We start from the raw sequence: 24,008 nt of genomic DNA on the forward strand, positions 1-24,008 counted from the left end.
CCTCACCTACACGTGTGTTGCATCAACCTCTAAGGCCAGTGGGTTCGGGACAAAGTGGTGTCCGAGCGCTTCGTAGTTCGCCTGGGTCATGCTGTAATACTTGAGGAACTTCTCGTTGATATCACGCTTGACCTGCGGGTTGTCGTTCACCTTGGCATTGACCCAGAGGGTCCTCTTGTTTACAGTGCCAACGATCTCGCCGTTCTTGACGACTTCGACACCGAGCTTGAAGACATGGGCACAGCGTGAGAATGCCTTTTCGATATTCTCAGGATCTGCAACCGGTGTGTCCGGGTTGAAGTTGTAGACTGCAACATCTGCATCCATACCGGGCTTTAAGCCGCCGCACATGTGACCAAGTCCGAGCGTTTTTGCCGGGCCTGCACGGGTCATCTGGGCGAGCTCGTAGAGCGAGATCTCCTTGTCGAGGCTGCCAATGCTGGTCTGGGAAAGGACCTTGTCCTTGTGCTTGAATGCGTTTACCTGGTTGTCCCGGGCCTTCTTGCTCATGAGCCACTTGATAACGCGGGGGTACCGGGTGAACGGCCCTGCATTCGGGTGGTCGGTGGTGATGTAGCAGCGCATCGGGTCTTTCATCATTAAGGGGATCTCAAGACCGATTGCCCACTGGATGGCACAGACCGAGATGTTCGGGCTGTAGATATACGGCACGACACCGGCGCAGGTCTCAAGTTCCACATCACAGTTTGCCCACTTTAAGTTGTTGAGCCCGGTTAAGTGGTGCTCGAACGGACCGTCGGCGGTCATCGTGGTGGTCTCGTCAAGGGTGACGTTACCGGTATCGATGGTGATGTTCTTGTTCTTGTTGACGTAGTCAGTGATCTCCTTGGCACCGGACTCGAAGTCTCCCCAGTTGGTTCCCTTGTAGGAGTGGAACTGGGAGTGGGTGAGGTGCAGGACGGTTTCACGGCCGAACTTGTTGTTGGCCTTCATGCCGTGTGCAAGTGCGAGCGTGTCGAGCGTGGTCTGGTAACAACCGGGGTTTCCGAGGTTGTTGGGGTGGATGTGCACTGAGTGCGGAAGACCGAGGTACTCGTTTGCCTCGATAAGTCCCTTGACAATCTCTGCAGGGGTGATATCGAAGTACGGGACCGGATCATTGACCGAGAGACAGTTCAGTCCCCATGCCCATGCTTCCGTGCCGCCCGGGTTGACGACCTTGATTGCGTAGCCTTTGGTAACGCGGAGCAGCCAGGCAATATATGCGGCAGTGTTCTCGATTTCATGGTTCTTGAGATACTCTAAGACAAACCAGTTGTTGCCGAAGACCGGGAATGCGCCCTCGTCGATGATGGGGGTGTCGCGGATCTCCTCGTGCACGTGCCGGGAGAACATGGGGGGCATTGCTGCTTCCATGGCTGTGGTGTATCCCATCTTGGCATATTCGTAACCGGTCTTGAAGGTCGTGGGGATTGATGCCCCGCTGCCCATCCGCTCCATGCCCCTTGTGGGCGTGCAGCTGAAGAGTTTGTCTTCAGGCCGGTAGATCCTGCCAAGGTTTACTTTCGGACCTGCAATGTGGGCGTGGATCTCCACTGCGCCCGCCATCACGGTCATACCCTTTGCATCGATGACCTTTGCTGAAGAGGACACCTTGTCAGCGATCTTGCCGTCTTTTATTGCAATATCTTTCTTGTCGCCTTTGATACCCTGTACCGGGTCAAAGACGTTTCCGTTCTTGATAATATATTCTGACATGATTATGCAGCCCCCTTGAGCTTCCTTACCCGGTCACGGACCATGATGAGGAACTGTTCATCGGTGAGCATGCCCTCTGGTGGTTCAACAACCTTGCGGCAGTCGATTGGTACGTTGTCCATACGATAGCAGTTCCCACCGGTCTCGACACCGTTGAATGCGACCGGGACATGCAGTTTTGAGACACCGCTTGTCGGGGTGAGGTGCGGGTCAATGCAGACCGAAGGGAGGTTGGCAATTTGCTTGACAGCGCTGATGGGGAAATGTGCTCCCGGGTCGCTGCCAATGGTGAACATTGCATCCACCTCGCCGCGGTTCAGCAGGTCAATCGTGCTGGTGTCACCGGGGTTGTAGCGTGCAAAACCTCTCGTTAAATCGACTGAGTAGGGGTACCCGAACTGCCATGCGAAAACTTCTCCGGAGCCGGTCACATTGTAGTGGCCCCGCATCGGCATGATCGAGAATTTTGTGTACTCGTTTAAGTCCTTGGTTACAGCGATCGCCTCATCGATGTTGTGGTTCTTGCCCAGTGACTGGGTGACGCCCATACCGAAGAAGATGATGCCGAAACGGCCGCTCTTCATCATGTCAGCAGCTTCTCTTATCTTCTCTTTGGGGATGCCTGCGACAACATCGGGGAGCCACTCGCCCTTGAATGCAACACGGAGTGCGTTTAAGAGTTCGTAGTCCTTGCCCTGCTCGATCTGGAGGTGAACGTCTGCCATCTTTGCCGTGTCAGTGATACGGGGGTCGATGACGATCATCTTGCGGCTCATCTGTCCCTTGCCGGTAAAGAACCCGCGGGGGAAGATGGAGTACCGGGACATGTGCCGGGGGTGGGCGTGTGCCGGGTTGCATCCCCAGAAGATAACCCTGTCCGCACGGTTCTTGACTTCGCCGAGTGTACAGGACGGAATTCCGATATCCTGCACGGCGATGAGGGTCGTGCCGTGGCAGACTGCTGCGGTATTGTCACAGCAGGCCCTGCTCATTTCAGCGATCTCGTTACCCACACTCTGCGCTTCGCAGTTGGTGGAACTCCATCCGTACATGAGGGGCTTTTTTGCCTTTGCAAGCATGTTGGCTGTGTAATCTGCCGCTTCATCGTAGCTGATCTCTTTCCATGAGCCGTCTGCCTGGCGAAGCCGGGGGCGGGTCACACGGTCCTTTGACTGGGAGTGCAGGAACTTTTCAGTCCCGATCACACAGGCATTGTAGACTTCAAGGAGCTGTTTGCCGTCATCGGATACAACAACTTCAAGATCATCGCAGAGGGTTCCGCAGAACGGACAGATTACATCGGGGATTGTCTTGGTCATCCTACAATCACCCCGCATTGTTTCTGCACCAGTTCGATGCCGAGAAGAATAGGCTCGTTGATAGCCACTTCCACGGTTACCGGTGTTCCCTTGAAGGTGGGCATGCCGGTTGAGTAGGTGTTAGGGTCGATGATTGAGTTTGCCCATGGTCCCATGGGGATAAAACCCACGCCCGGGTGAGGGCCCTGCGTGGCTTCGATCGCCTTGACAATGACACTGCCGTGGGGGCTCGTGACCTTGACGTTGGTGTTCTTCCATGCACCGAGTTTCTTTAAGTCCTCGTTGTCCATCTCGATGATTCCGCAGGCGGTGCGGTACGAGGGCTTCTCTTTGCCACCCTCGATTGCAACGCCCTGCTGGATGGTCCTTCCGGAGATCAGGTTCAGGGTAATATTCTTTGTCATGGTACTCCTCACATCAGGCCTTGACCAGATTGTCTGTCTCTCCTTTTCCCGAGAGGCGGATCACATCGTAGGGGCAGGCATTGACACAGACCCCGCAGCCGGCACAGAGTTCAGCCTTGACATCAAGGTGAACAGACTTGCCGTTCCTGACCGCGTAGATTTTCTCCTTAGTAGCCGGGTCAACGGTATGTAGCTCGAGAGCATCAACCGGACATGCAATGACGCAGTTGCCACAACCGGTGCATTGCTCCATGTTAATATGTACAGAAAACGCCATGCGTATCACAACACTTGTCGTCGTAATTCCAATTGTTGCCCGGCAAATTAGTTAAAGATATCTAAATGAACAAATAGTTAATTTTTCATGTTTGGGTTAACTAAAAAATAATCTGATGTACGTGTGGTTAACCCACTCGCATTTCACGGCGTAAAAAGGGAAACGCTGCATGAAAAAAAAGGAGATCTCCCTTCAAGCTGTTGGGATTATTTTCTCTGAAATGTTTACTTATATTAATTTTAAAAATAAAAATCAGATGAAGTATTGTTTTGTTCTCTATTGTATTGTACATGTCCTATATACAGCGTATCACCCCCTCTGTTTTTGATACATAATCTGGTGGCTCCCGGCACCCGTTCACCGGCGTCCCGGTCCCGGCAATTACCGTCCGCCCGGTCTTACCGGTCCGGCCGCTGGCGCCCGGTCTCCGATGTATCGTATCCTCCGAGCCGGGTGAGAATGTCCCGGAATGCGGGTGAACGGATCGCGGTGATAAGCGCGGTGATACGCGGGTCGTTTGCATGTTCCCTGCGGATAGCGAGCTCGTACCGTTCCTGGGCCACCGGTACGAAGGGAAGACCGAGGGCTTTTGCTGCGCTGTAGACACACATGCCCGCGTCTGCCTCCCCGCTCTTCACAGCAAGGGCGACAGCAATATGGGTGGTCACCTCCCGCTCGTATCCCGGTATAGCAGCAGGGTCGATCCCCGCCTTCTTCAGCTCGTAATCGAGGAGCATCCGGGTGCCCGAGCCTCTCTGCCGGTTGATAAACTGGTGGCCCGGCAGGTCGGCAAATGCGAGCCCTTCCCGGGAGACGATCCCCTGCTGCCTTCCCGCGACGCAGATGAGATCGATTTCAGTCCCGGGCAGGAACTTCTGCAGGTAGCTAGTATTGTACGTGCCGTCATCTGCGAGCAGGTGGGTCGGTGCCGCGTGGCACTCATCTTTTTTGAGGGCAAGGATCCCTCCCATGCTCCCCGCGTGTGTGGAGAGGAGGGAAATTCCCTGTGGGCGGATCAGGTCAGCGAGATAATCGATGACCGGATCATGACTGCCGGTGATGAGAAGCGCGTTTGACGCTTCAGGGGCCGGTACCATCAGCCGGGCATCCACTTCCCCGCCCGCATCGAATCCTTCTGATTCCCGGGGAACCCGGATGTACGCATTGGCCCGCACTCCGCTCATCTGGACACCGGCTCCCTTGGACTGCGGTGAGACTACCCAGCGGCTGCCCACCCGCCCGAGCGTGCAGAGCACGAACTCGTCCGAGCCGATCTCCTTGGCAATCGTTGCGGTCACCTGTGCCTGGATTTTATCGGGTTCCGGCACGGTAAGCCCGTAGTTCCTGAGGAACGGGAGAACGATCTCCCGGATTACCGTGAGGGCCGAGAGCGGGTAGCCGGGGAGGCCGATAACCGGCTTTTTATCGATCCTGCCGATGATCACGGGTTTTCCGGGTTTTATGGCAACCCCGTGGACGAGAACTTCGCCCAGTTCCGCGATCACATCCGCGGTAAAGTCCTTTGTTCCCGCTGAAGAGCCGGCAGAGACGATGACGATATCATTTTCCTTGCAGGCGGTTACTAATGCGTCCCGGATTTTCTCCGGTTTGTCCTCGACAAATGAGTACCGGGTGCACGTGGCCCCGGCCTCTTCGAGCATGGCTTTTGCCATCACGGTATTGCTCTCTACCACCTGGCCGGGTGCCGGACGGGTACCGGCAGGAACAAGTTCGCTTCCCGTAGGAACGAGCCCGATCCGCACTGCGATCACTTCAGGGCTGTTGATACCGTAGGTGGCAAGCGCCCCGAGTTCGTGGGCCCGGATCCGGTGGGCAGAGGGCATCACCATCTCGGACTCGGCAAGGTCTTCTCCTGCCGGGCGGACATGCTGCCAGGGTGCGGCAGCCTTTCGGATCGTATAAGCGCCATCGGCTTCCCAGACGTCTTCGATCATGATGACCGCGTCATACTCGGGAGGTACCACGTTGCCGGTATTTACCCGGGCTGCCTGAACGGTGACGGGGTGCTGCTCGAAGGCTCCTTTCGTATCCCCGCTCCTGACAGCGATGCCATCCATTGCTGCAAGATGGATCTCCGGTACCGAGTACCGTGCGAAAATGGGGTCGGTCGTGATCCTGCCGGCTGCTTCTTCCAGCGGGACCTGCACGGTTGAGGGTATGCAGGAGAACTCGCGGGCAAGGAGGGAAAGGGCATCGTCCAGCGGAATTACGGAGAGGTAACGCTTTACCACAGGATCACCTCAACCTCGCTGCCCTGTTCGATTCCCTCTGACCCTGCCGGGATACGGATGAGGCCATCGCTCCGGATAAGGGTATTGAGGAGCCCGGACTTGCCGAAAAGCGGTGTGGCAACATGGTTTTTCACTGTTACCCGGACATATTCTTCCCTCCCCCGCTGGGAAGGGATATTGATGGCAAGAGTTGCGTTTTCTGTTCGCTGAAGATTCTGCTGGACGCCGAGCATCTTGTCGATGAGCGGGCGGACGATCGCGATAAGCACGACAAACGCAGAAGCCGGGTGACCCGGGAGGCCAAAGACCGGTTTATTTGCAATCCTGCCAATGATGGTCGGTTTGCCCGGGGCAATTGCGATCCCATGGACGAGCACCTCGCCCATGGTCGCAATAACTGCCGCAGTCATGTCCCGGTCATCCTTGGAACTTCCGCCCGAGAGGAGGACAACATCGCATTCCGGTACTGCCCGGTTCAGTACTTCCTCAAATGCCTGTCGTTCATCAGGGGTTATGCCATAAAGTCTCGGAATGCATCCGTATTCCGTGAGGTATGCAGCGAGCATCGACGCGTTTGCGTCCCGCACCTGCCCCGGCCCGGGAATCGTGGTGACCGGTACCAGTTCATTGCCGGTCGAGATGATACCAACCACCGGTTTTTTTGCCACCCTGACTGTTGCACAACCGCATGCGGCCAGGACCCCGGCGTCCTGTGATGAGATCCGCCGCCCGCTTGAAAAAACGGTTTCACCTTTCTTAAAATCCTCATCGCGGAGGAGGACATTCTCCCCATGAGAGACCGTTTTTTTCACGAGCACCGTGTCAGCAGCCTCTTCGGTATACTCTACCATTACGACAGCATCGGCTCCGGCCGGCAGGACCCCCCCCGTAGGGATATACGAGCACGTGCCTGGCCCGATGATGACCTCGGTATCCAGCCGGCCCATGGCGATCCGCCCGGTACAGTGAAGGAGGGCGGGAATTGCTTCGCCGGCTCCTGCGGTATCTGCAGCCCGGACCGCGTACCCGTCTACTACGGAGCGGTCAAACCCGGGGATATCGGTATCGGCTGTAATGATCGTGGAAAGAATCCGGCCGGCCGCGGATTCAACCGGCACTGTCTCAGTCAATGGTTCCGGTGATATCCGGACAACGGTGGCGACAGCTTCTGCAACCGGGACTACGTTTAAGAACCTGCTCATTTGAAGCAGCCCAGCTGGCAGGAACGGATCTTTATCCGGTTTTTCGTGCAGTATTCACCGACCGCACTCCGGGAGACCTTTGCTTTCTCGGCAATGTCAAATGCCTGTGGGCAGGTGATCATGTCTGCAATTCCTGCTTCCTGTAATTCCTTCTGTATCTTCTCGTCAGTCATGGTAATCCATATTCTGTTTACTTCGTTATTGGGTATACCTGTTGTGGAACATGTATGCCCCGGTTCTTTCGGCAGGACTCTATCCATTACGGTATCCGGCAGTTACCTGCCATGCCGGATCGGCCAAGGGTTTTTCTTACCCGGTCACCAAAATCCAGTAACGGTGACCGGGTACACAAGACCCGGGAACTCTGTGTCATCAGGAGCGTGCAGGCAATGGCCCGAAAACGACTTGACCTTACCGGCCCCGTCAGCCCGTACTGCCTGCTGGTGCTCAGGAAAAAAGCAAAGGTTTTAGGACTTTCTGATGAATTGATCATTACCTGCGATAATATTCCCGCTGCTACCACGATTATTCCCCAAATCGCCCGCGATGAAGGTATGACCGTGGACTCGCACCGGCTCTCTCCCGACCTTTGGGAGATCACCCTCTCAAGAAAATAAATACTGCAGGCTGTAAAGGCAGGACAAAGACTCATGAATGCACATTTTTTCTTTCTTTCAGGTCGCGTGCCCGTTGAGCGCCTCTCGTGGATAGAGGAATGTCTCAAGTTCTTCTTTGTCCAGCTGTACCCGGATACCCTTATGCACCGGAAAACGACCGAGAGCCCTGTCTTTTCCTTCTTCCTGACCGGGGATGCTCTTTACAGCCTCGGGGATCCCGAGACCCTGCAGGTCTGGAACATCATCCTCTCGTTTTCCCCGGTCCGTATCGTATGCGACCGGCAGGAACTGGACCTGCGGGGAATCGGGATTGGACCGCTCCGGATGAAATTTCCGGACCAGGTGATCGACACCAACAGCCCCGGTGCTGATGGGAAGCCTTCGTTCTGGAAGGATCTTGCTATGGCAGCCCGTCAGAATAAGCCGCCCCTGCCCGGCACTATCGGCTGGTTCCAGACCGGTTCACCGTACATGCACCGCTCCGCATGGCACGGACTCAGTTTCCTCTCTTCAGCGGTCGGTGAGCGGCTTTCCGCTGAACTCTACGCCTATCTCGATGGCATCCATCTCGGGCATCATGGTCAGCGCCCGACCGATGCGGAGAATATTGGTAAAGGTCTTACTGACTTAAGTGAAAAGGCTGTGGCGGCCGGCCTCGGATTCCTGGCAATCGCCAGCAGCCGCTGCGCCACGGCCCGGGGATACAGCACGTGGGATGACGGTCAGGGTTCGGTGATCTCGACCTGCACCATCAAGCCGTTTAAGATCCGGGAACTTGACCTGATGATCGAACGGTTCAGGCAGACCCACACCATCCTCTCTTCTGATGCCGGGTCGTTCCATTTCAGGAAACAGAACGCCCCCCTGTCTTTTGACCGAACAGAGAAGAACAATACTGCGCCTCCGGTAACTATTCTTGTTACCCAAAGCCCGTACAGTACGGAACTGGCATCCGGTGCAGTTGCGTTTGCATCCGCGTGCGCCCATGCCGGCATCCTGACCCGGGTGGTCTTTATGGAAGATGGTGTGTATGCCCTTACCGGTACGCACCGGGTTCCCGCAAATTCGGAGGTCTTTAACCTGCAGGATGTGATCAACGCGGTTGCCGGGAGCAATAATCTCCACTTCTTCGCGTTCACCCCCTCGTTCCAGAAGCGGGGGATTACCAAGGACAAATCTCTCAATGCAGTTCTTGACATCGGGTACCCGGGCCTCGGGAAGATATTTTTCTATCCGCCCGGCAATGTCCGGGCCGGGCACCAGCGGTTGCTGGTGTTTTAAAAAAAAGGCTTTGCGTGGGGGAGACCGGTTGCTATTTTAGTCTTCGCTATTACACGTGCATGCGAGCAAATCTTCCGGTTTTCCTTCTTTTACCATTTTTCCCTGTCCGATCATGCAGACCTTATCGCCGACATCCCGGCAATCGGAAATCCGGTGGGTCACGACAAGACAGGGAATGGCCATCTCGGTTACAAATGTGCGGGTCAGCTCTTTCACTAACCGGATATTTTCCGCATCCAGTGCCGTGAACGGCTCATCGAGCATGAGAAGTGCCGGCCCGGTGGCAAGGGCCCGGGCAAGGGCAACGCGCTGTTTCTGTCCACCCGACAGGTTTCCTGCTTTCACATCAGCAAGATCTTCAAGGCTCATCACCGTTAACCAGTGCCTGACCTGTTCCTTGGTAAAGACCGGGGATTTATGCTGTGCGCGAAGGCCAAATGCAATATTCTCCCTGACCGAAATGTGGGGAAAGACTGCTGATTTCTGGAATACGTACCCGATGCGGCGGTTTTCAGCCGGAACATCCGCTTTGGTTCCCGAATCAAAGAGCACGGTGCCATCCAGCCGGATCGATCCAGTATCCGGGGTTATAAGCCCGGAAATAATATTAAGCGCGGTAGACTTCCCGGCACCGTTCTCCCCCATGAGTACAACGATCTCCCCCGGCCTGGCCTGGATGGAGAGATCGAGAGAGAAATCCCGCAGTTTTTTGTTCATCTTTGCATCAAGCATGGGACACCTCGTGGCGGGCGAGGAGCCGGACGGCGATCATGATCGCAAACGAGATCAGGACGAGCAGGATGGAGATCGTAAGCCCGGCATTGAAATCTCCTGCCATGTTCACGTACACGGCAAGCGGCATGGTCTGGGTGACGCCGGGCAGGTTCCCGGCAAACATGATCGTTGCCCCAAACTCGCCCAGCGCCCGGCCAAAGGTCATCACGGCACCCGAGACAAGACCTCCGGCCGTGAGAGGGATGACCACCTGCATGAAGACCCGGGCCGGTGAAGCCCCGAGCGTACGGGCGGTCAGCTCGTACGCCGGGTCGAGCTGGTCGAAGAGGGATTTGGCCTGCCGGAGGTAGAAGGGCGAGGCAACAAAGATCTGGGCCATGATTACGGCTAGAGTCGTAAACGCGATGGGAAAGCCGAGAAGGGCTGCATATTTCCCGACAAGGCCTGCCCTACCGTATAATACGAGCAGCGCCAGGCCGGCGACTGCCGGGGGGAGAACGAGCGGGAGATCGATGATTGTATCGACAATCATCTTACCCGGGTACTGGTGCCGGGAGTGGATGTAGGCAAAGGGAGTGCCGACAAGGATCACGATCGCAAGGGAGATGATCGATGTTGTAAGGCTCAGGGTAAGTGCACTGATAACCTCGGGATCTGCAAGCGATGCTACGAAGAGATCGGGCGTTGTCCGGAAGAAGAGAGCGATGATGGGCAGGAGCAGGTAGAGCGTGACGGCAGCGATAAGTATGCCGGCACCTGTGGAGGCAAGTACCCTCATGATCCTTTTTTTTGCGGGAGAAGCAGTCATATCCTGTCCGGTAGTGCCGGTTTTTATTCTACAAAGAATGGGGACGGAAAATAAAGGATGGTTCAGGCTGACCGGAACCCGTAGTCCTTCAGGATCTGCTGGCCTGCGCCTGAGAGCATGAAGTTCTCGAAATCCGCTGCTGCTCCTTTACTGGTTGACTCCTTGAGAACCGCGATCGAATAGACCTGGAGGTAGTTGTCATTTTTCGGGATGGTGACGGATACGTAGGTACCGGGCTTTGCAGCGGTTGCAGTTGACTCATACACGAACCCTGCATCGACCTCGCCGAGCGCTACCTTGGTAGCAACAGCGGGTTCAGATGTCTCGTACGTAACCGTGTTTGTGTTCACGGAGTTGTTCCAGGCCTGGCCGTAGGTGGATTTGGCAAGGTTTGCCAGTGCCGCATCCGTTGCTATCCCGACCGGGACAGTCTTTGCTGCGCGGGCGATCTTTACACCCGGCTTTGCCAGATCGGCAAGTGTTCGGATATTTGCCGGGTTGTCGGCCGGCAGGATGACGATAACATAGTTGGTTGTGAGAGTACTGACCGTGCCAGCCTGAAAATAGCCTCCTTTGGTCAGTTCGGTGGTGTACTTGGGACTTGCCGAGATGAAGACATCTGCATACGCGCCGTTCTCGATCTGGGTTGTCAGCGCCTGCGTCCCGTCAAGGTTGAAGGTGATCTTGTGGCCGGGATACATCTTTGAAAAGCCCTCCGCCAGTTTCGAAGATACGCCTTTTAAGGATGCTGCGGTGTAGGCAATGACATTGCCTTCAGAGTACGTGTACACCGGCTCAGGTGTGCTGGTTGTTGCAAGGACCCCCGGTGCCGCAGTCGTGCTGATGGCCTGCGGGGTCGATTGGAGACCCGGTACGGTTGTTGCAGGTACCGCTGTTGTTGATTCTGCGTGGGTTACCGGCTGCGCAGGTGCAGATGAAGTGCACCCGGCAAAGAGTGTCGCGAGCAACAGCAGTCCGCATACGATACCTATTGTGATAATCTGGCTTGTTTTAAATGATTTTTTCATGGTGGATCGTTCCATTGCATACAACGTTATTGGAAATATATAAAATATCTTTCGTTATTTTATCTAAAAATTAACCATTTTTAATTTACATCGCCACAAGTTCCCTTTTTTCAGGATAATTCCCTTTCCTGCAGGTATGTTATTCGTCCCAAACAGAGAAGTGACGCTCTGAAAACCGGCATGAACCCGGTGCAATAAAAAAGGCTTTTTGTGTGTGACAAAGAACGCAATTTCCCTAGTCTTTTCCGGTAAGCGTTTCCTGTACCTCATTTCTGTCACACCGCTGTTTTCGGATGGTAAAATCCCGGGGTCCAATATCCGGGGCTGGCGTGTACATTAATTTATGTTAACAACTTCATTAAGTTAAAAGCAAAGCATTATAATAACCTGCACCAAACCTGTTCATTGTCCACACAGAACTGCACATACCGTGGACACATGCACACAAAACACACGCTATGAACGAGCGGGGATCTTAACCACATCCCCGGAAAAATTTACCGGAGAATACCTTCATGATCACCCGGCACCATGTCGCACTGGTTATCTTTTGCACATTGATACTCTGCGGTGCGCTGGTGCCTTCTGCTCCTTTTCTCATCCTGGTCATCTGCCTTGGTGCCTGCACAGGTGCCATACTGCCGGATATCCAGATGAAAAAACCGCATGGCGTCCAGATCATGACGGTTGGATGGATGGTTACCCGGTTCAGCAGTATCCTCTGCACACCGGTGATCTGCTGGCTGTACCATGCCTTATCCGGACGCTCATTTCATGACGGGGACAAGCGGCTGACTCACTCTGTCCCCGGCATCCTGCTTCTCTGGCTGGTCCTGGCTGTTGTCCTGCTCGTTCCCGTATTCACCCTTATGGGCAGCGCCACCCGGTATCTTGCCGCTGCATTTCTCTGCGGTGTGATGTTTGGCCTGATCCTCCATCTTCTTGAAGACATGTGTACGCGGAAGGGGATCACACCCCTCTTCCCGTTCAGCACAACAAAAGTTTCCGGTTCGATCCGGCCCTGCGATACTTCGGATCGAAGGATCGCACAGTTCCATTTCTATCATTGCTCGGTTGCAGGTATTATCGTAGGATTCCAGTTCCTTGGCAACTGGCAGGGTATCACTTCAATACCAGTCTGCATCTTTGCGCTGGGCTCGTGCCTGGGAATGATGGTCTGGTCTTCGGATATCAACATCACTGGTGAACCGGCAGAATACGGTGCAACAGGAATACGTATTCCGGTACTTTCGGATTCATTCACGGTCCTGGGAAATCCCGACCATGCGTCTTCGGGACTCCTGATGGGTGTGTACTATTTTACCAAAAACGAATGATGACATTTGATACTACTCTGGAGTTATCCGATTATCGTACTCTTCCGGATACCCGGTGAAAGGTGACCTGTAATGAATCCATGCGCCGAACCTGTTGTTTCTTTTACTCCCATCGGGACCATCCACTCCCCGTTTGCTGAACCTGCCGGTATGCCGATCCAGCCCGCGGGTGCGGCCGGGGTGCGGGGCACAGTCCGGATCCATGAACAATTCCGTGAAGGCCTGCGCGACCTTGACGGTTTTTCCCGGATCATCCTGATCTACCACCTCCACCGTTCGCAGGGCTACTCGCTCGATGTCATCCCGTTCCTGGATACGGTCCCGCACGGCGTTTTTGCTACCCGGGCCCCCCGGCGCCCGAATGCGATCGGCCTCTCGATCGTACGGCTCATTGCGGTGAACGGCTGCGAGCTGGTCATCGAGGGTGTCGATGTGGTTGACGGCACTCCGCTCCTTGACATCAAACCTTATGTGCCGGAGTTCGATTGCTTTCCTGATGAGAGATCCGGGTGGTTTACCGGTTGCCGGGATGCTGTTGCCGGCATGAAAGCGGACGAGCGGTTCTGTGGGAAGGGTGAGTGAAGGCCGGGAATCATTCCCTTTCCCGGTTTCCATTTTTTTAATTATCGTCGTTAAAAAAAATATCCATCCTATGCCTGTTCCGGGGGCATCCAAGAGGCCCGGATTAGGTAACATAGATTGCCGCTTTTGCCTCAATTTCCGGGCCCTTGGCAGCCATCCAGTGAGGGCGTTTCCGCTCGTATTTTGGTTATCGGGGCGACATTCGGGCTTATTTTTTGAATGGGTTAAAAAGGAGCGTTTTACGGGCTTTTCCGGAACCGGTTTTGGGAAAACGGGGCCCGCAAATGGCTTATTTTTCCCTATGTCCTGACCCACTGTTTTCCGCTGTTGTATAAGGAGGAAGAAAATCTAAAAAATGAATATCCGGTAAGGAAATACGGGCTCCAGAATTTCCCGCAGGTAAAATCAGCGGGGAGTAACCGGGATCACATGCACGGCCGATGCCTTGAACGTTGCATAAACCCTGCTTCCGGATTCAAGATGCAATTCGCGGCAGCTCTCCCGGGTGAGAAGTGCCGTGAGCGGGAACCCGGCATCAAGGATAACCCGGACCGTACTCCCAAAGGGGATAATCTCTGAAACAATTCCCTGGAGGCAGTTGCGGGCACTGGAATCAAATGGTTCCTGCGAGAGGATCACATCCTCCGCATGCAGGGTGGCAACCACATCTCCAGAAATGCCGGAGGCTGCATAGAATACGGGGCCATTGCCGGAAGTGATCCGGACAATATTCCCGTATTGGGACGAATTCCCCCGAATAATGTTGCCGATACCCAGGAACTCTGCAACAAAGGCATCGGCAGGATGTAAGAAGATCTCCGAAGTCTCTCCTGCCTGGACGATCCGCCCCTCCCGCATAATCGCGATCCGGTCGGCAAGCGCAAAGACATCATCGAAATGATGGGTGATCTGGATGATAGTAGTCCCGGTTAGCTTCCGAAGCCGGGAAAGTTCCCTGCGCATCCTCTCCCTTGTTTGCCCATCGAGTGCGCTCATCGGTTCATCGAGCAGCAGGATCTCGGGCTTCAGAACAAGTGCCCGGGCAAGAGCAACCCGCTGCTGCTCACCCCCGCTGAGTGTTCCCGGGTACCTTACGGTCAGGTGCCCGATCTCTAACAGGGTGCACATATCTTTTACGATAGCATGCTGCTCGTCCAGGGGAATTTTTTTCTGGCGCAATCCAAACGCGATATTGTCCTCGACCGTGAGATGGGGAAAGAGCATGTAGTCCTGGTACACCATCCCGATATTCCGCGAGCGCGGTTCTGTTAAGGTGATCTCCCGGTCGCCAAGAAATATCCTGCCGGAATCCGGCGTATGGATGCCGGCAATAGTCTCCAGAAGAACTGTTTTTCCCGCACCGGTCGGACCGAGAATGATGAAATATTCCCCGTGCTGTATCTCAAGCGACACGTCCCGTACCGAGAATTCACCCAGGCTGGTGGAAAGGGATTCAATGCGCAGCACGGGTTGTCACTTCCTTAAAAAACATGTACATCCCGGTCAAAGTATTCCACCGCACACAGGGTAATGAGCGAGATCAGGATCAGGATGGTTGCGGCTGCAACCGCGAGGTCCAGGTCGCCTGTCGAGATATTGAGATAGAGTGCAATTGGCAGTGTCTCGGTCCTCATGGTCGTTGCTCCGGCAAGCATCAGCACTGCCCCGAACTCCCCCATGGCCTTTGACCAGGTAATGACCGCACCGGCAAGGAGGCCGTGACGCGCCATCGGCAGGGTAACCTGCCAAAATGCGCCGGTGTCCGTGCACCCGAGCGTCTTTGCCACATATTCATAACGGGGATTAATCGTGGAGAAGGCAGATCGCAAAATCCGGATCATGTAGGGAATATTCACAAAAACCTCGGCAACGATAATCCCCAGCGGGGTAAAAATTATCGCAAAGCCGGCCTGGTCCAGCGCCTTGCCCCACGGGGTTGTGCCAAAGATGAGGAGGAGTGCAATGCCCGCAACCAGTGGCGGGAGCGCGAGGGGAATAGTCAGGATAAGGGTAGCAATCCGTTTTCCGAAAAACTGGTACCGGGCAAGGGCATAGGCAACCGGGATTGCGATTGCTATGCAGATGATGGTTGATATCACGCTTGTTACGAGACTGAGCAGGATCGCAAACTGGATCTCCGGACTTGCCAGATTTGCAGCAAGAGCCGGTAAAGGGGAATACAAAATCAGGCCGAGAAGAACTGAGCCGATGCCCAGAAAAACCAGGTAGGTGAGGGAGAGGAAGATTCTTTTCATCAGTCATCTTCCTGCAATTACCGGTGCTGCTGGTTTTTTACGAGCTCCTGCTGGGCGCGAACACTCGTCTCGCGTATCCGTTCGATATGCTGGTCAGATACCCAGCCGGTAACCGCATGGGGGATACTGTCAAAGGCCGGCACATAGGGTTTGATATCCAGAATGGGCGTTCCATTCAGAAGATCCAGGCCGGTTACATGGAGTATCCCACCCTCGACCCTGGTGAGGGCGACATAGGAGATTCCGATCGGGTTGGGGCGGTTAAAGTGGCGGGTGGAAAAAATCCCGTGGTGCATCTCCCCATCAGATAATGGCTGCTCGGTCAATGCACGCCGCTCTGCCCGGTCAAAATGGGAGAGAAGGATGAGATGGGAGAATCCCTCGATACTCCCGAGCCCTTCTTGGTATTCCGGGAAGACCTCGATCTTTCCTTCTGCCTGTGAGAAGGTACTCTGGAACGGGGGTGCCCCCGGGGTACTGAACGGGGAATGAGCAATGCCGATTGGTTTGAAATCCATCATGGAACCTCTGTATTGGAATTTTCCCTTACGGTTTGACACCGGCGTATGCCGGGTCCGGGTAGGCGGGGAACCCGTGCTTTACAAAGATTGCTTTTCCCTCATCGGATGCAACGAAACTGACGAATTGATTTGCTGCGTCCAAGTTTTTGGTAAATTTGGTCGCCCCGACGGGGGTGATCAGGACCGTGTTGTCACTGAGCGGGATGGGAATGGCATCCACCTTCTCCGGATCGATCTGGTCCAGTGTCAGGATCGCTGCATCTGCCTGCCCCAGGTTCATGATCGTCGTGAGTTCATTGATGGTTGGTGTGCGGGTGACCACATTCTTCTCGACTGCGGCGGTGATGTTGAGCTTCTTGAACATTTTTGTTCCGGCTTTGCCAATGGCCGTAGCATTTGTATCCCCAAGAGCGACTTTCAGGCCGGGCTGGGTAAAGTCCCTGAGTGAAGCGATCTTTTTCGGGTTGCCCTTCTGGACGGCAATTACCGGTACGTGGTAAGCAATGAGCTGATTTGTGGTTACCAGTCCCTGGTCTTTTGCAGTCTGGAACTCAACCGTTGAGCCCGGGATGAAGACGTCCCCTTTTTTTGTTAAGTTCATCTGGGAGACGAGCGTTCCTGCACCGCCATAATTGTACTGTACGGTAATGCCGGATTTCTTGGTGAAGAGCGGTCCGATCTCCTCAAGGGGGGCTTTGAGCCCCGCACCGGCAAACACGAGGATACTTTCTGGTGAAGATCCGGGTGTACTGGTTATCGCAACGGTACCGGCAGGCATGCTGCCCGTCTGGGTGGACGTGCAGCCTGCGAAAAGGAGCGCTCCTGCAACGAGCAGCATAACCACGAATCCAATAAGTTTACCTTTCATATTTAACAATTAGCAAAAGTAAAATAAAAGTGTTGTGAAATTAACCGGGTTGCAGGGTCTGCTATCCACGGGACAGATACCGGGTGATTCTGCTGCCCGAAAAAAATTTGATGAATGTTTTCATTTTTATCCTCTGATGAAATCTTAAAATACAACCAACCCCAATTTAGGCGTAGTGAAAACCAAGAAAATCAGCGCACGAAACCAGATACCCGGCACCGTGAAGTCGATCAGGAAAGGACCGGTAAGCACAGAAGTCGTGATCACTATTGCCGGCGGCAGCGAGATGGTCTCATCCATCACCACCCAGTCTGCAGAATCCTTAAAACTGCACGAGGGATCGAAGGTCTATGCGATCGTCAAGGCCACCGAAGTGATAGTTGGGATCGATTAATCTTTTTCGTTTTTTTTAAGACACCCGTTCCGGGTTAAAACCGGGTCGCAAGCAGGGCATCGAGATATTCCGAGGGATAGGCTCCGTTCTCCGGATCGAACCAGATCTCTATCTTCGGTTCTCCAAGGATGCAGTGAAGTTCGAGAAGCCCGTATTTGTGAATGATATTCACCGGGCCTTCAGGTGTCTCTCTTATATAAAGTTCCTCGTTTCCCAAAAACGCGGCAACATCATCTTTTGTTACCGGGCGGGATACGCGGTACTCGTGTCGCACCCATCCGGGAAAGGGAGGGACGGGATTTTGGAATCCGGATACCATGGTCATAGAGTTTTTACGGAGCAATCTGATAATACGATCCCTCTGCACAGCTCCGGCACACTTCTTTCCCGTCAACCACCACTTCCCGGTGATCCATGATCTGCTCCCCGCACCGCGTGCAGGTTGTTTTGTAGCTCGGGATTCCCGGGACATCTTCTTTCCTGAGCTGCACGATGACCGGCCTGATGGTGAGGATCTCCTCTTCCGGAATTTCTGCAAGAACCCGGAGGACTTCACTGCGCTCCAGCTGGTCGTGCTTTGAGCGGTTCTTTTCGTTCACTGCCACCCGCACGGCATTTCCTGTCCCGATGTCCACAAACGTTGCCGCGAATTTCCCGTAATCCCGGAACTTAAGGCTGCGATGACCCAGCGAGCAGCCGGTAATTGCCTGGACCGCATCGGTGCCACACCGGTCGATCTCCATGAAAACGATAAGGTCCTTGTTCGGTTCATGAGGATTCATGCCCAGTTCCCGGAGCCCGGCAATGGTCAGCCGCGTCCCGAGAACAATTCCCGGACAGACGTGCCCGTGGAATTCCCGTGCCTTTTTGAATAATATGTCGTAGTCGCTCATTTTCTCACCCGTTATTGTTCCCTTGTTTTTCTTTCGTACATGGTACCAGCCCCGGTCCCGGGGGTCACCTTCCACCAGATATGAGCCCCAAGGGTCTCATCGCCGAGCACATATTCCGTTCCATTGTGCCGGAGCACGGCATGAAAATAATTCTTCACAATCTCTTCCTGTGCAGGAGTCGTGCAGTTCAGCCGGCCGAGAAAATCCCGGGTGGCATCCTCCACGTTCGCGAATGTGGACGGCGGGAATTTAGACTCCACGGCAAGGTTTGCGTAAATTCCCATCTCGATGAGCACCTGCCAGAGCCAGTCGGCCATGGGTTCTCCGGGAAATTCTCCCCCATGAAGGAGGGGCCAGAGGTCCCGGTTCACCTTCACCCACGGGGGCGGGGTCAGGAACCAGAAGAGGTGAACCGTTCCCCGGCAACAGTCCCGCATCTTTGCCACGGCATCGGCGATATCCATCATCGTGAGGGAGTATGAAGCGAGGACGACATCATATGGCTCCCCGAGATCGTCCGGCATAACATCCTCCCACCGCTGGGGAACGATGGTGATACCGGAAATATTTTCTTCCCGTATCCGGTCCTCCAGCACTTCCCGCATGACCGGTGACGGCTCCACAACGGTAACGTGGCATCCCTTCACTGCCAGCGGTACTGCATATGTTCCGGGCCCTGCACCGATGTCCAGTACCCGGGATCCTGCCGGAACCGCCATGGCCGCCAGCCGGGCGTCCGTCTGGTGCTGGTGTTTCTCTTTTCCTTTCATATACACGGTCTGGACATTTTTTTTACTGCTCCAGAACTCTTTTGAAGTGCCATAGTTCGGGATAGCACAATGCGCCAGCTTGAGCTGTCTCCATTGTTCCCGCCATGATACGGGGATTGCTGTAGTCATTGATTTGATCACGATCCTTGTCTCTTCCGGGTAGTACCTCAATTGTTCCTTTTGTTAATTAATTTATGTTTATTTGTTTTTAAATTAAACAAATTTACATAACTTGAAATAATCCAAGAACGTACCGGATGGTGATACTTATGGGCTCAGCAAGAGACGTGATGGAACTTTTCGCAGAGAGGGACATTCGCTGGTTATTTTCCGGGTATAATGGATGGAAGGTCGAACCAGTAAGCGGATCCCGGTCTGCCGGGCGTTTTTACCGGGTTTCCCGGGGTAAATGGGGTGGAGAAGAAATTGCATTCATCGCGGTCTCCTTTGATCCTGTGCCCCGGCAGGAATCAGTCAGCGCCCTTGATGCGCTTACCCATGGCCAGGGATCCCGGACAAAAAAATACCTTCTCACTCCCCAGGCAACCGATACCTCCGGTATCCCATCCCCCATCAGGATACTGCCGATGAATGCGTTTGCATTTGCAGACGGTGAACTGGTCTGGCTGACCAAGAAAAAGAACGCAGTCCGTTATCCTCCTGAAGAATGCGCAATCACGTAATAGCGACCGGTATTGGAAAGGAAACGGCGTGGTCCGGGCAAATGCCTGACTGCGTTTTATTTTTTCCCTCCCTGCAATCGGGATACACTTCCCAGCATACCGGGATGAGGAGATTTGAATGACAACGAAAGCAGGGATACCCGGCGCGATCACCTGCATCTCGGGAACCGCCACACGCTTCCGCGGGCTGATCGCCATACCGGTTGTGGGTACCCTACTGATCTACGGTCTCCTGCCGGTGCTCTTTTTCGTCTCGCTCTTCATCGGTCGGTATGACGTTGCCCCGCTGCATGTGCTCCAGCTGCTCGCATCCCCGGTTGTTAACCAGTTTCCGGTAGAGATCATCCATATCGAACCGGGCTGGACGGCAACAGAAGAGAGCATCATCTACCAGATCCGGCTGCCCCGGGTCATCGCGGCCGTGATTGTCGGTGCCGGGCTCTCCATGGCCGGCGCGGCATACCAGGGACTTTTCAAAAACCCGCTGGTCTCACCGGATATCCTTGGTGTCGCATCGGGCGCCGGGTTTGGGGCAGCGCTTGCCATCCTTTTATCGTGGAATCTTCTCATGATCCAACTGTCGGCTTTCGGTTTTGGGATCCTCGCAGTTACCATCACCTACCTGCTCAGCCGGTTTTACCGCACGACCCCGACCCTGATCCTCGTCCTGTCCGGTATCATCGTTGCTGCCTTTTTCACCGCCCTCATCTCGCTCACCAAGTACGTGGCGGACCCTTACGAGAAACTCCCGGCCATCACGTTCTGGCTGATGGGCAGCCTTTCATCGGTCCGGTACTCGGATATCGTGATGGTGGTCCCGCTTTTTGTTGTTGCAACAACTATCCTGCTCCTCATCCGCTGGCGGATCAATCTTCTGGCTGTTGGCGATGATGAGGCCCGGGCGCTGGGCATTGACACGAAACGAATGGCGCAGGTGATCATTCTCTGTTCGACCCTGATCACCGCTTCGGCGGTCTGTATCGCCGGGATCATCGGCTGGGTCGGTCTCGTGGTGCCGCATCTCGGGCGTATGCTGGTTGGCCCGGATTATACAAAACTCCTGCCGGTCTGCCTGCTCCTGGGGGCCTGCTACATGCTCATCATCGATGATCTCGCCCGGATGCTTACGAGTGCCGAGATCCCGCTCGGGATCCTGACGGCCATCATCGGGGCGCCGTTCTTTGCGTACCTGCTCAGCAGGAGGTCGGTGGGATGGATATGATCCTTGACGTGCGGCAGGCCGGCTTTTGCTACAATTCCCAGCGGATGATCTTTTCGGATATCTCATTCTCTCTTGCTGAGCAGGAAGTGCTCTGCATCCTGGGCCCGAACGGTATCGGAAAATCCACGTTGATCCGCTGTCTTGCAAATTTAAACCCGCTCTGTGCCGGTTCGATCCGGCTGCATGACAAGGACATCCGGTCACTAAGTCACACCGATGTTGCAAGAATTATCGGTTATGTGCCCCAGGCCCATGAGATCGTGTTTCCCTTTACGGTCCGCGAGTTTGTTTTAATGGGGAGGGCACCTCACCTCGCGTTATTCTCATCGCCGAACAAGGATGACCATAACAAGGTCGATGCGGCGATGGATCTTGCCGGCATCTCACGGCTCGCTGATAAGCCGGTAAACCAGATCAGCGGCGGGGAGTACCAGCTCGCCATGATTGCCCGGGCACTGGCGCAGGAGCCGGAGGTTCTTTTACTGGACGAACCGACCTCGCATCTTGATTTCGGCAACCAGATACGGGTACTGGAGATCATCGACCGGCTGGCCCGTGAGGGCCTGTCGGTGATCATGAGCTCGCATTTCCCGGACCACGCGTTTCTTTCATCCAATAATGTGGCGATCATGCAGCACGGTTCGTTCATGGCCTACGGGCTGGCCGAAGAGGTCATAACCGAAGAGAACCTGAAGCAGACATATGGCGTGGATGTCTCGATCACGTACAGTTACGATGTTGCACGCCATGTCTGCATCCCCCACAAGTCCGGGCAGTGCCGGTGCAGGGATGTGCTGAAGCCGGAATGCCTGATCAAATCCGGCATACCGTTGCCGGCCATGCGCTGATGTATCGCTGTACACATCCGGGGTCCGAAACCCGCTTGCTTCGACTTGTTAACAATAAATTATTTACTTTTTTAAAAATTAAATGAAAATGTTTATTTTAGGGCAGGCAGAACCGAATACTGCAACGCTTGGTTACATTCAATGCCGGACCGGCAGCCCGGTGCAAGCACCGTGAGAGCCATCCCGGTTCGTCAGCGAGCGATACTGCAGGTGACCCATGAACAAGAAAAACCTGAACCTGATTACAGCATTCAGTCTCGTACTGCTCTGCATGGCTGTTCTCTATGCCGGCTGCACTTTGCCCGCATCCCAGACTCTGAAAACCACGCATGTCATCACGGACATGACGGGAAGGACCCTTGAGGTGCCCCCGGCAATCAACCGGGTGCTCAGTACCGCACCGCCGACAACGATCGCGGTGTACGTTCTCGCACCGGACAAACTCATCGGTGTCAACTTTGAGCCCAACAAACAAAACGGGAATGTCTATATGCCGGGAAAATACCGTGCCCTGCCCAATGTCGGGGGCTGGTTCGGGAAGCAGACCGGGAATTTTGAGACATTCATTGCCATGAATCCCGATGTTATCCTTGATGGTGATGTGGGCGTGGGCAATTTCAAGGCCACCCTGGAAGAACGCCAGCAGAAGTTCGGCACCATCCCCAATGTCGGCGTACTGGATGCCCGGAATGCCACGCGGTACGATGAATCGATCCGTTTCCTCGGCACGCTGCTCGGCGCTGACGAGCAGGCAGCCTCGTTGTCAGAATTCTATAACCGGGTTTTAACACAAGTTACGTCCCGGGTTTCTGATATCCCGGTGAGTGAGCGGATTCGGGTCTATTATGCTGAAGGCCCCAAGGGACTCCAGACGGATCCGTCCGGCTCCATGCACTCGGAACTGATCGAACTGGCCGGAGGGGTCAATGTTGCTGACTGCCAGATTATGCCCGGCATGGGCATGACGCCGGTCTCCATGGAACAGGTGACGAAGTGGAACCCCGATGTGATTATCGTGGGCGACCCGGGGTTCTATAACTCAATTTACAACGACACTCTCTGGGGACCTATTCCTGCGGTGAAAAACCACCGTATCTATCTTGTCCCGCAGTCACCATTCACCTGGTTCGACCGCCCGCCCGGTGTCAACCGGATCATCGGTATCCCGTGGATTGCAAAAGTCCTGTACCCGGAAAAATTCAGTGATATGAACCTGCCGGCTCTCACAAAAGAGTTCTATGCCAAGTTCTATCACTACGATCTCTCGGACAGCGAAGTGAACAGCCTGCTGGATCCCTCGCTCCGGTAACCAAAAAACGGGTGAATCTATGGAAACCTGCATGATAAAAAACCGGGACTATACGGAAAAGACCGCTGCGGAGTTCAACGAGATCGCCCAGAACATTTTTTTCCCCATCTACCCGGTCATCGCCCACCAGATCCTGAAACGGGCGGACATCGATACCGGCTCGTGTCTTGATGTGGGCAGCGGGCCGGGGCATCTTGCCATCGCGCTTGCAACTCTTTCCGACCTCACGGTTTTTGCCCTGGACAATGCCCAGCCGATGTGCCGGATTGCCGGGGCCAATGTGGCCAAGTACCGGCTGGAGCGGCGCGTCAGGCCGGTCTTTGGCGATGTGAATGCCATCCCGTTTGGCGATGCCTCTATGGAACTGGTAGTAAGCCGGGGATCGTTTTTCTTCTGGGAGAACCTGACCCGGGGATTTTCTGAATGCCGGCGGGTGCTCAGGCCCGGGGGGATGGCATATATCGGGGGCGGGTTTGGCAACACACGCCTCCGCGAAGAGATTATCAGCCGGATGCGTGAACGGGACCCGGCGTGGGAAGAGAAACGACGGGGCTGGTATGCGAACTGCAATCCTCATATTGTCCGGTCAGCGCTTGCGGCTGCCGGGATCTGCGAGTACGATCTCATCGAGGATGAATCGGGATACTGGGTCTGCTTCAGGAAAGGGGGATAAAAGGAATCCGG

At 54.8% G+C, this 24,008-nt stretch carries 27 protein-coding genes; 10 read left to right on the forward strand and 17 right to left on the reverse strand.

All coding sequences use genetic code 11. The annotated features are described in order from the left end of the window. Positions 1 to 6: 6 nt before the first annotated feature. From CVV30_00230 to CVV30_00255, 6 genes are all read right to left on the reverse strand, one after another. Positions 7 to 1,719: a formylmethanofuran dehydrogenase subunit A gene (locus CVV30_00230; GenBank protein PKL69840.1), complete on the reverse strand. Its 1,713-nt coding sequence runs from the start codon at positions 1,717 to 1,719 to the stop codon at positions 7 to 9. A gap of 2 nt (positions 1,720 to 1,721) precedes the next feature. Next, a complete protein-coding gene (locus CVV30_00235) occupies positions 1,722 to 3,038 on the reverse strand; it encodes a formylmethanofuran dehydrogenase subunit B (GenBank protein PKL69841.1) in 1,317 nt (438 codons plus the stop codon). Next, a complete protein-coding gene (locus CVV30_00240; protein PKL69842.1) occupies positions 3,035 to 3,442 on the reverse strand; it encodes a molybdopterin dinucleotide-binding protein in 408 nt (135 codons plus the stop codon). Before CVV30_00240 ends, CVV30_00235 begins: the two co-directional genes overlap by 4 nt. 13 nt (positions 3,443 to 3,455) lie before the next feature. Continuing rightward, on the reverse strand, positions 3,456 to 3,719 hold the full coding sequence (locus tag CVV30_00245) for a ferredoxin (GenBank protein ID PKL69843.1): 264 nt from the start codon (positions 3,717 to 3,719) through the stop codon (positions 3,456 to 3,458). A 398-nt stretch (positions 3,720 to 4,117) separates the two neighbouring features. Then, entirely contained in the window at positions 4,118 to 5,971 is a 1,854-nt protein-coding gene (locus CVV30_00250; GenBank protein ID PKL69844.1) for a molybdopterin biosynthesis protein, read from the reverse strand. Next, on the reverse strand, positions 5,965 to 7,173 hold the full coding sequence (locus CVV30_00255; GenBank protein PKL69845.1) for a molybdopterin molybdenumtransferase MoeA: 1,209 nt from the start codon (positions 7,171 to 7,173) through the stop codon (positions 5,965 to 5,967). The genes CVV30_00250 and CVV30_00255 overlap by 7 nt, the downstream gene beginning before the upstream one ends. A 389-nt stretch (positions 7,174 to 7,562) precedes the next feature. On the opposite strand from CVV30_00255, the gene CVV30_00260 reads away from it, so the two are divergent. After that, complete coding sequence (locus tag CVV30_00260) at positions 7,563 to 7,790, forward strand: sulfurtransferase TusA family protein (GenBank protein ID PKL70910.1); 228 nt, start codon at positions 7,563 to 7,565, stop codon at positions 7,788 to 7,790. 33 nt (positions 7,791 to 7,823) lie between these two features. Next, a complete protein-coding gene (locus CVV30_00265) occupies positions 7,824 to 9,071 on the forward strand; it encodes a sulfur oxidase (protein PKL69846.1) in 1,248 nt (415 codons plus the stop codon). A gap of 36 nt (positions 9,072 to 9,107) precedes the next feature. Here the strand turns inward: CVV30_00265 and CVV30_00270 are convergent, their stop codons facing one another. The 4 genes from CVV30_00270 to CVV30_00285 all read right to left on the reverse strand — a co-directional run bounded on the left by CVV30_00270 (position 9,108) and on the right by CVV30_00285 (position 11,912). After that, positions 9,108 to 9,803: an ABC transporter gene (locus CVV30_00270; protein ID PKL69847.1), complete on the reverse strand. Its 696-nt coding sequence runs from the start codon at positions 9,801 to 9,803 to the stop codon at positions 9,108 to 9,110. Continuing rightward, the gene (gene modB, locus CVV30_00275; GenBank protein PKL69848.1) at positions 9,796 to 10,614 is read right to left on the reverse strand and encodes a molybdate ABC transporter permease subunit; all 819 of its coding nucleotides are present in this window, start codon (positions 10,612 to 10,614) and stop codon (positions 9,796 to 9,798) included. Before modB (CVV30_00275) ends, CVV30_00270 begins: the two co-directional genes overlap by 8 nt. Before the next feature lie 62 nt (positions 10,615 to 10,676). Next, complete coding sequence (modA, locus tag CVV30_00280; protein ID PKL69849.1) at positions 10,677 to 11,642, reverse strand: molybdate ABC transporter substrate-binding protein; 966 nt, start codon at positions 11,640 to 11,642, stop codon at positions 10,677 to 10,679. Between the two features lie 63 nt (positions 11,643 to 11,705). Continuing rightward, a complete protein-coding gene (locus CVV30_00285) occupies positions 11,706 to 11,912 on the reverse strand; it encodes a hypothetical protein (protein PKL69850.1) in 207 nt (68 codons plus the stop codon). A gap of 245 nt (positions 11,913 to 12,157) precedes the next feature. Between CVV30_00285 and CVV30_00290 the strand changes: the two genes are divergently transcribed. Beyond that, positions 12,158 to 12,979, forward strand: a complete 822-nt coding sequence (locus CVV30_00290) for a hypothetical protein (GenBank protein PKL69851.1) — start codon at positions 12,158 to 12,160, stop codon at positions 12,977 to 12,979. Between the two features lie 72 nt (positions 12,980 to 13,051). After that, complete coding sequence (gene tsaA, locus CVV30_00295) at positions 13,052 to 13,561, forward strand: tRNA (N6-threonylcarbamoyladenosine(37)-N6)-methyltransferase TrmO (protein PKL69852.1); 510 nt, start codon at positions 13,052 to 13,054, stop codon at positions 13,559 to 13,561. Positions 13,562 to 13,966: 405 nt separating this feature from the next. On the opposite strand, the gene CVV30_00300 is transcribed toward tsaA (CVV30_00295), so the two are convergent. Genes CVV30_00300 through modA (CVV30_00315) form a run of 4 tightly spaced genes read right to left on the reverse strand, consistent with a single transcriptional unit; the run spans position 13,967 to position 17,205 of the window. Further along, positions 13,967 to 15,028: an ABC transporter gene (locus tag CVV30_00300; GenBank protein ID PKL69853.1), complete on the reverse strand. Its 1,062-nt coding sequence runs from the start codon at positions 15,026 to 15,028 to the stop codon at positions 13,967 to 13,969. Positions 15,029 to 15,042: 14 nt separating this feature from the next. After that, a complete protein-coding gene (gene modB / locus CVV30_00305) occupies positions 15,043 to 15,816 on the reverse strand; it encodes a molybdate ABC transporter permease subunit (protein ID PKL69854.1) in 774 nt (257 codons plus the stop codon). 17 nt (positions 15,817 to 15,833) lie between these two features. Further along, entirely contained in the window at positions 15,834 to 16,337 is a 504-nt protein-coding gene (gene tsaA / locus CVV30_00310) for a tRNA (N6-threonylcarbamoyladenosine(37)-N6)-methyltransferase TrmO (GenBank protein PKL69855.1), read from the reverse strand. 25 nt (positions 16,338 to 16,362) lie between these two features. After that, complete coding sequence (gene modA, locus CVV30_00315) at positions 16,363 to 17,205, reverse strand: molybdate ABC transporter substrate-binding protein (GenBank protein PKL70911.1); 843 nt, start codon at positions 17,203 to 17,205, stop codon at positions 16,363 to 16,365. 175 nt (positions 17,206 to 17,380) lie between these two features. On the opposite strand from modA (CVV30_00315), the gene CVV30_00320 reads away from it, so the two are divergent. Beyond that, complete coding sequence (locus tag CVV30_00320) at positions 17,381 to 17,599, forward strand: transporter (protein ID PKL69856.1); 219 nt, start codon at positions 17,381 to 17,383, stop codon at positions 17,597 to 17,599. Positions 17,600 to 17,633: 34 nt separating this feature from the next. Here the strand turns inward: CVV30_00320 and CVV30_00325 are convergent, their stop codons facing one another. From CVV30_00325 to CVV30_00335, 3 genes are read right to left on the reverse strand one after another with little or no spacing between them, the layout of a single operon-like run. After that, complete coding sequence (locus tag CVV30_00325) at positions 17,634 to 17,918, reverse strand: hypothetical protein (protein PKL70912.1); 285 nt, start codon at positions 17,916 to 17,918, stop codon at positions 17,634 to 17,636. Positions 17,919 to 17,931: 13 nt separating this feature from the next. Further along, positions 17,932 to 18,492 carry a formylmethanofuran dehydrogenase gene (locus tag CVV30_00330; GenBank protein PKL69857.1) on the reverse strand — a complete coding sequence of 187 codons (561 nt, stop codon included), beginning with the start codon at positions 18,490 to 18,492 and terminating at the stop codon, positions 17,932 to 17,934. An 11-nt stretch (positions 18,493 to 18,503) separates the two neighbouring features. After that, positions 18,504 to 19,391 carry a methyltransferase type 12 gene (locus CVV30_00335; GenBank protein PKL69858.1) on the reverse strand — a complete coding sequence of 296 codons (888 nt, stop codon included), beginning with the start codon at positions 19,389 to 19,391 and terminating at the stop codon, positions 18,504 to 18,506. A 161-nt stretch (positions 19,392 to 19,552) separates the two neighbouring features. Between CVV30_00335 and CVV30_00340 the strand changes: the two genes are divergently transcribed. The 5 genes from CVV30_00340 to CVV30_00360 all read left to right on the forward strand — a co-directional run bounded on the left by CVV30_00340 (position 19,553) and on the right by CVV30_00360 (position 23,997). Beyond that, positions 19,553 to 19,945 carry a hypothetical protein gene (locus CVV30_00340; protein PKL69859.1) on the forward strand — a complete coding sequence of 131 codons (393 nt, stop codon included), beginning with the start codon at positions 19,553 to 19,555 and terminating at the stop codon, positions 19,943 to 19,945. A gap of 118 nt (positions 19,946 to 20,063) precedes the next feature. Further along, complete coding sequence (locus CVV30_00345; protein PKL69860.1) at positions 20,064 to 21,167, forward strand: ABC transporter permease; 1,104 nt, start codon at positions 20,064 to 20,066, stop codon at positions 21,165 to 21,167. Then, positions 21,158 to 22,015, forward strand: coding sequence for an iron ABC transporter ATP-binding protein (locus CVV30_00350; GenBank protein PKL69861.1), 858 nt, complete (start codon positions 21,158 to 21,160; stop codon positions 22,013 to 22,015). The genes CVV30_00345 and CVV30_00350 overlap by 10 nt, the downstream gene beginning before the upstream one ends. A gap of 217 nt (positions 22,016 to 22,232) precedes the next feature. Continuing rightward, the gene (locus tag CVV30_00355; GenBank protein ID PKL69862.1) at positions 22,233 to 23,324 is read left to right on the forward strand and encodes an iron ABC transporter substrate-binding protein; all 1,092 of its coding nucleotides are present in this window, start codon (positions 22,233 to 22,235) and stop codon (positions 23,322 to 23,324) included. A 31-nt stretch (positions 23,325 to 23,355) separates the two neighbouring features. Continuing rightward, positions 23,356 to 23,997: an SAM-dependent methyltransferase gene (locus CVV30_00360; protein PKL70913.1), complete on the forward strand. Its 642-nt coding sequence runs from the start codon at positions 23,356 to 23,358 to the stop codon at positions 23,995 to 23,997. Positions 23,998 to 24,008 lie beyond the last annotated feature (11 nt).

It is taken from the genome of Methanomicrobiales archaeon HGW-Methanomicrobiales-1, assembly GCA_002839675.1.
Classification (GTDB): domain Archaea; phylum Halobacteriota; class Methanomicrobia; order Methanomicrobiales; family Methanospirillaceae; genus Methanoregula.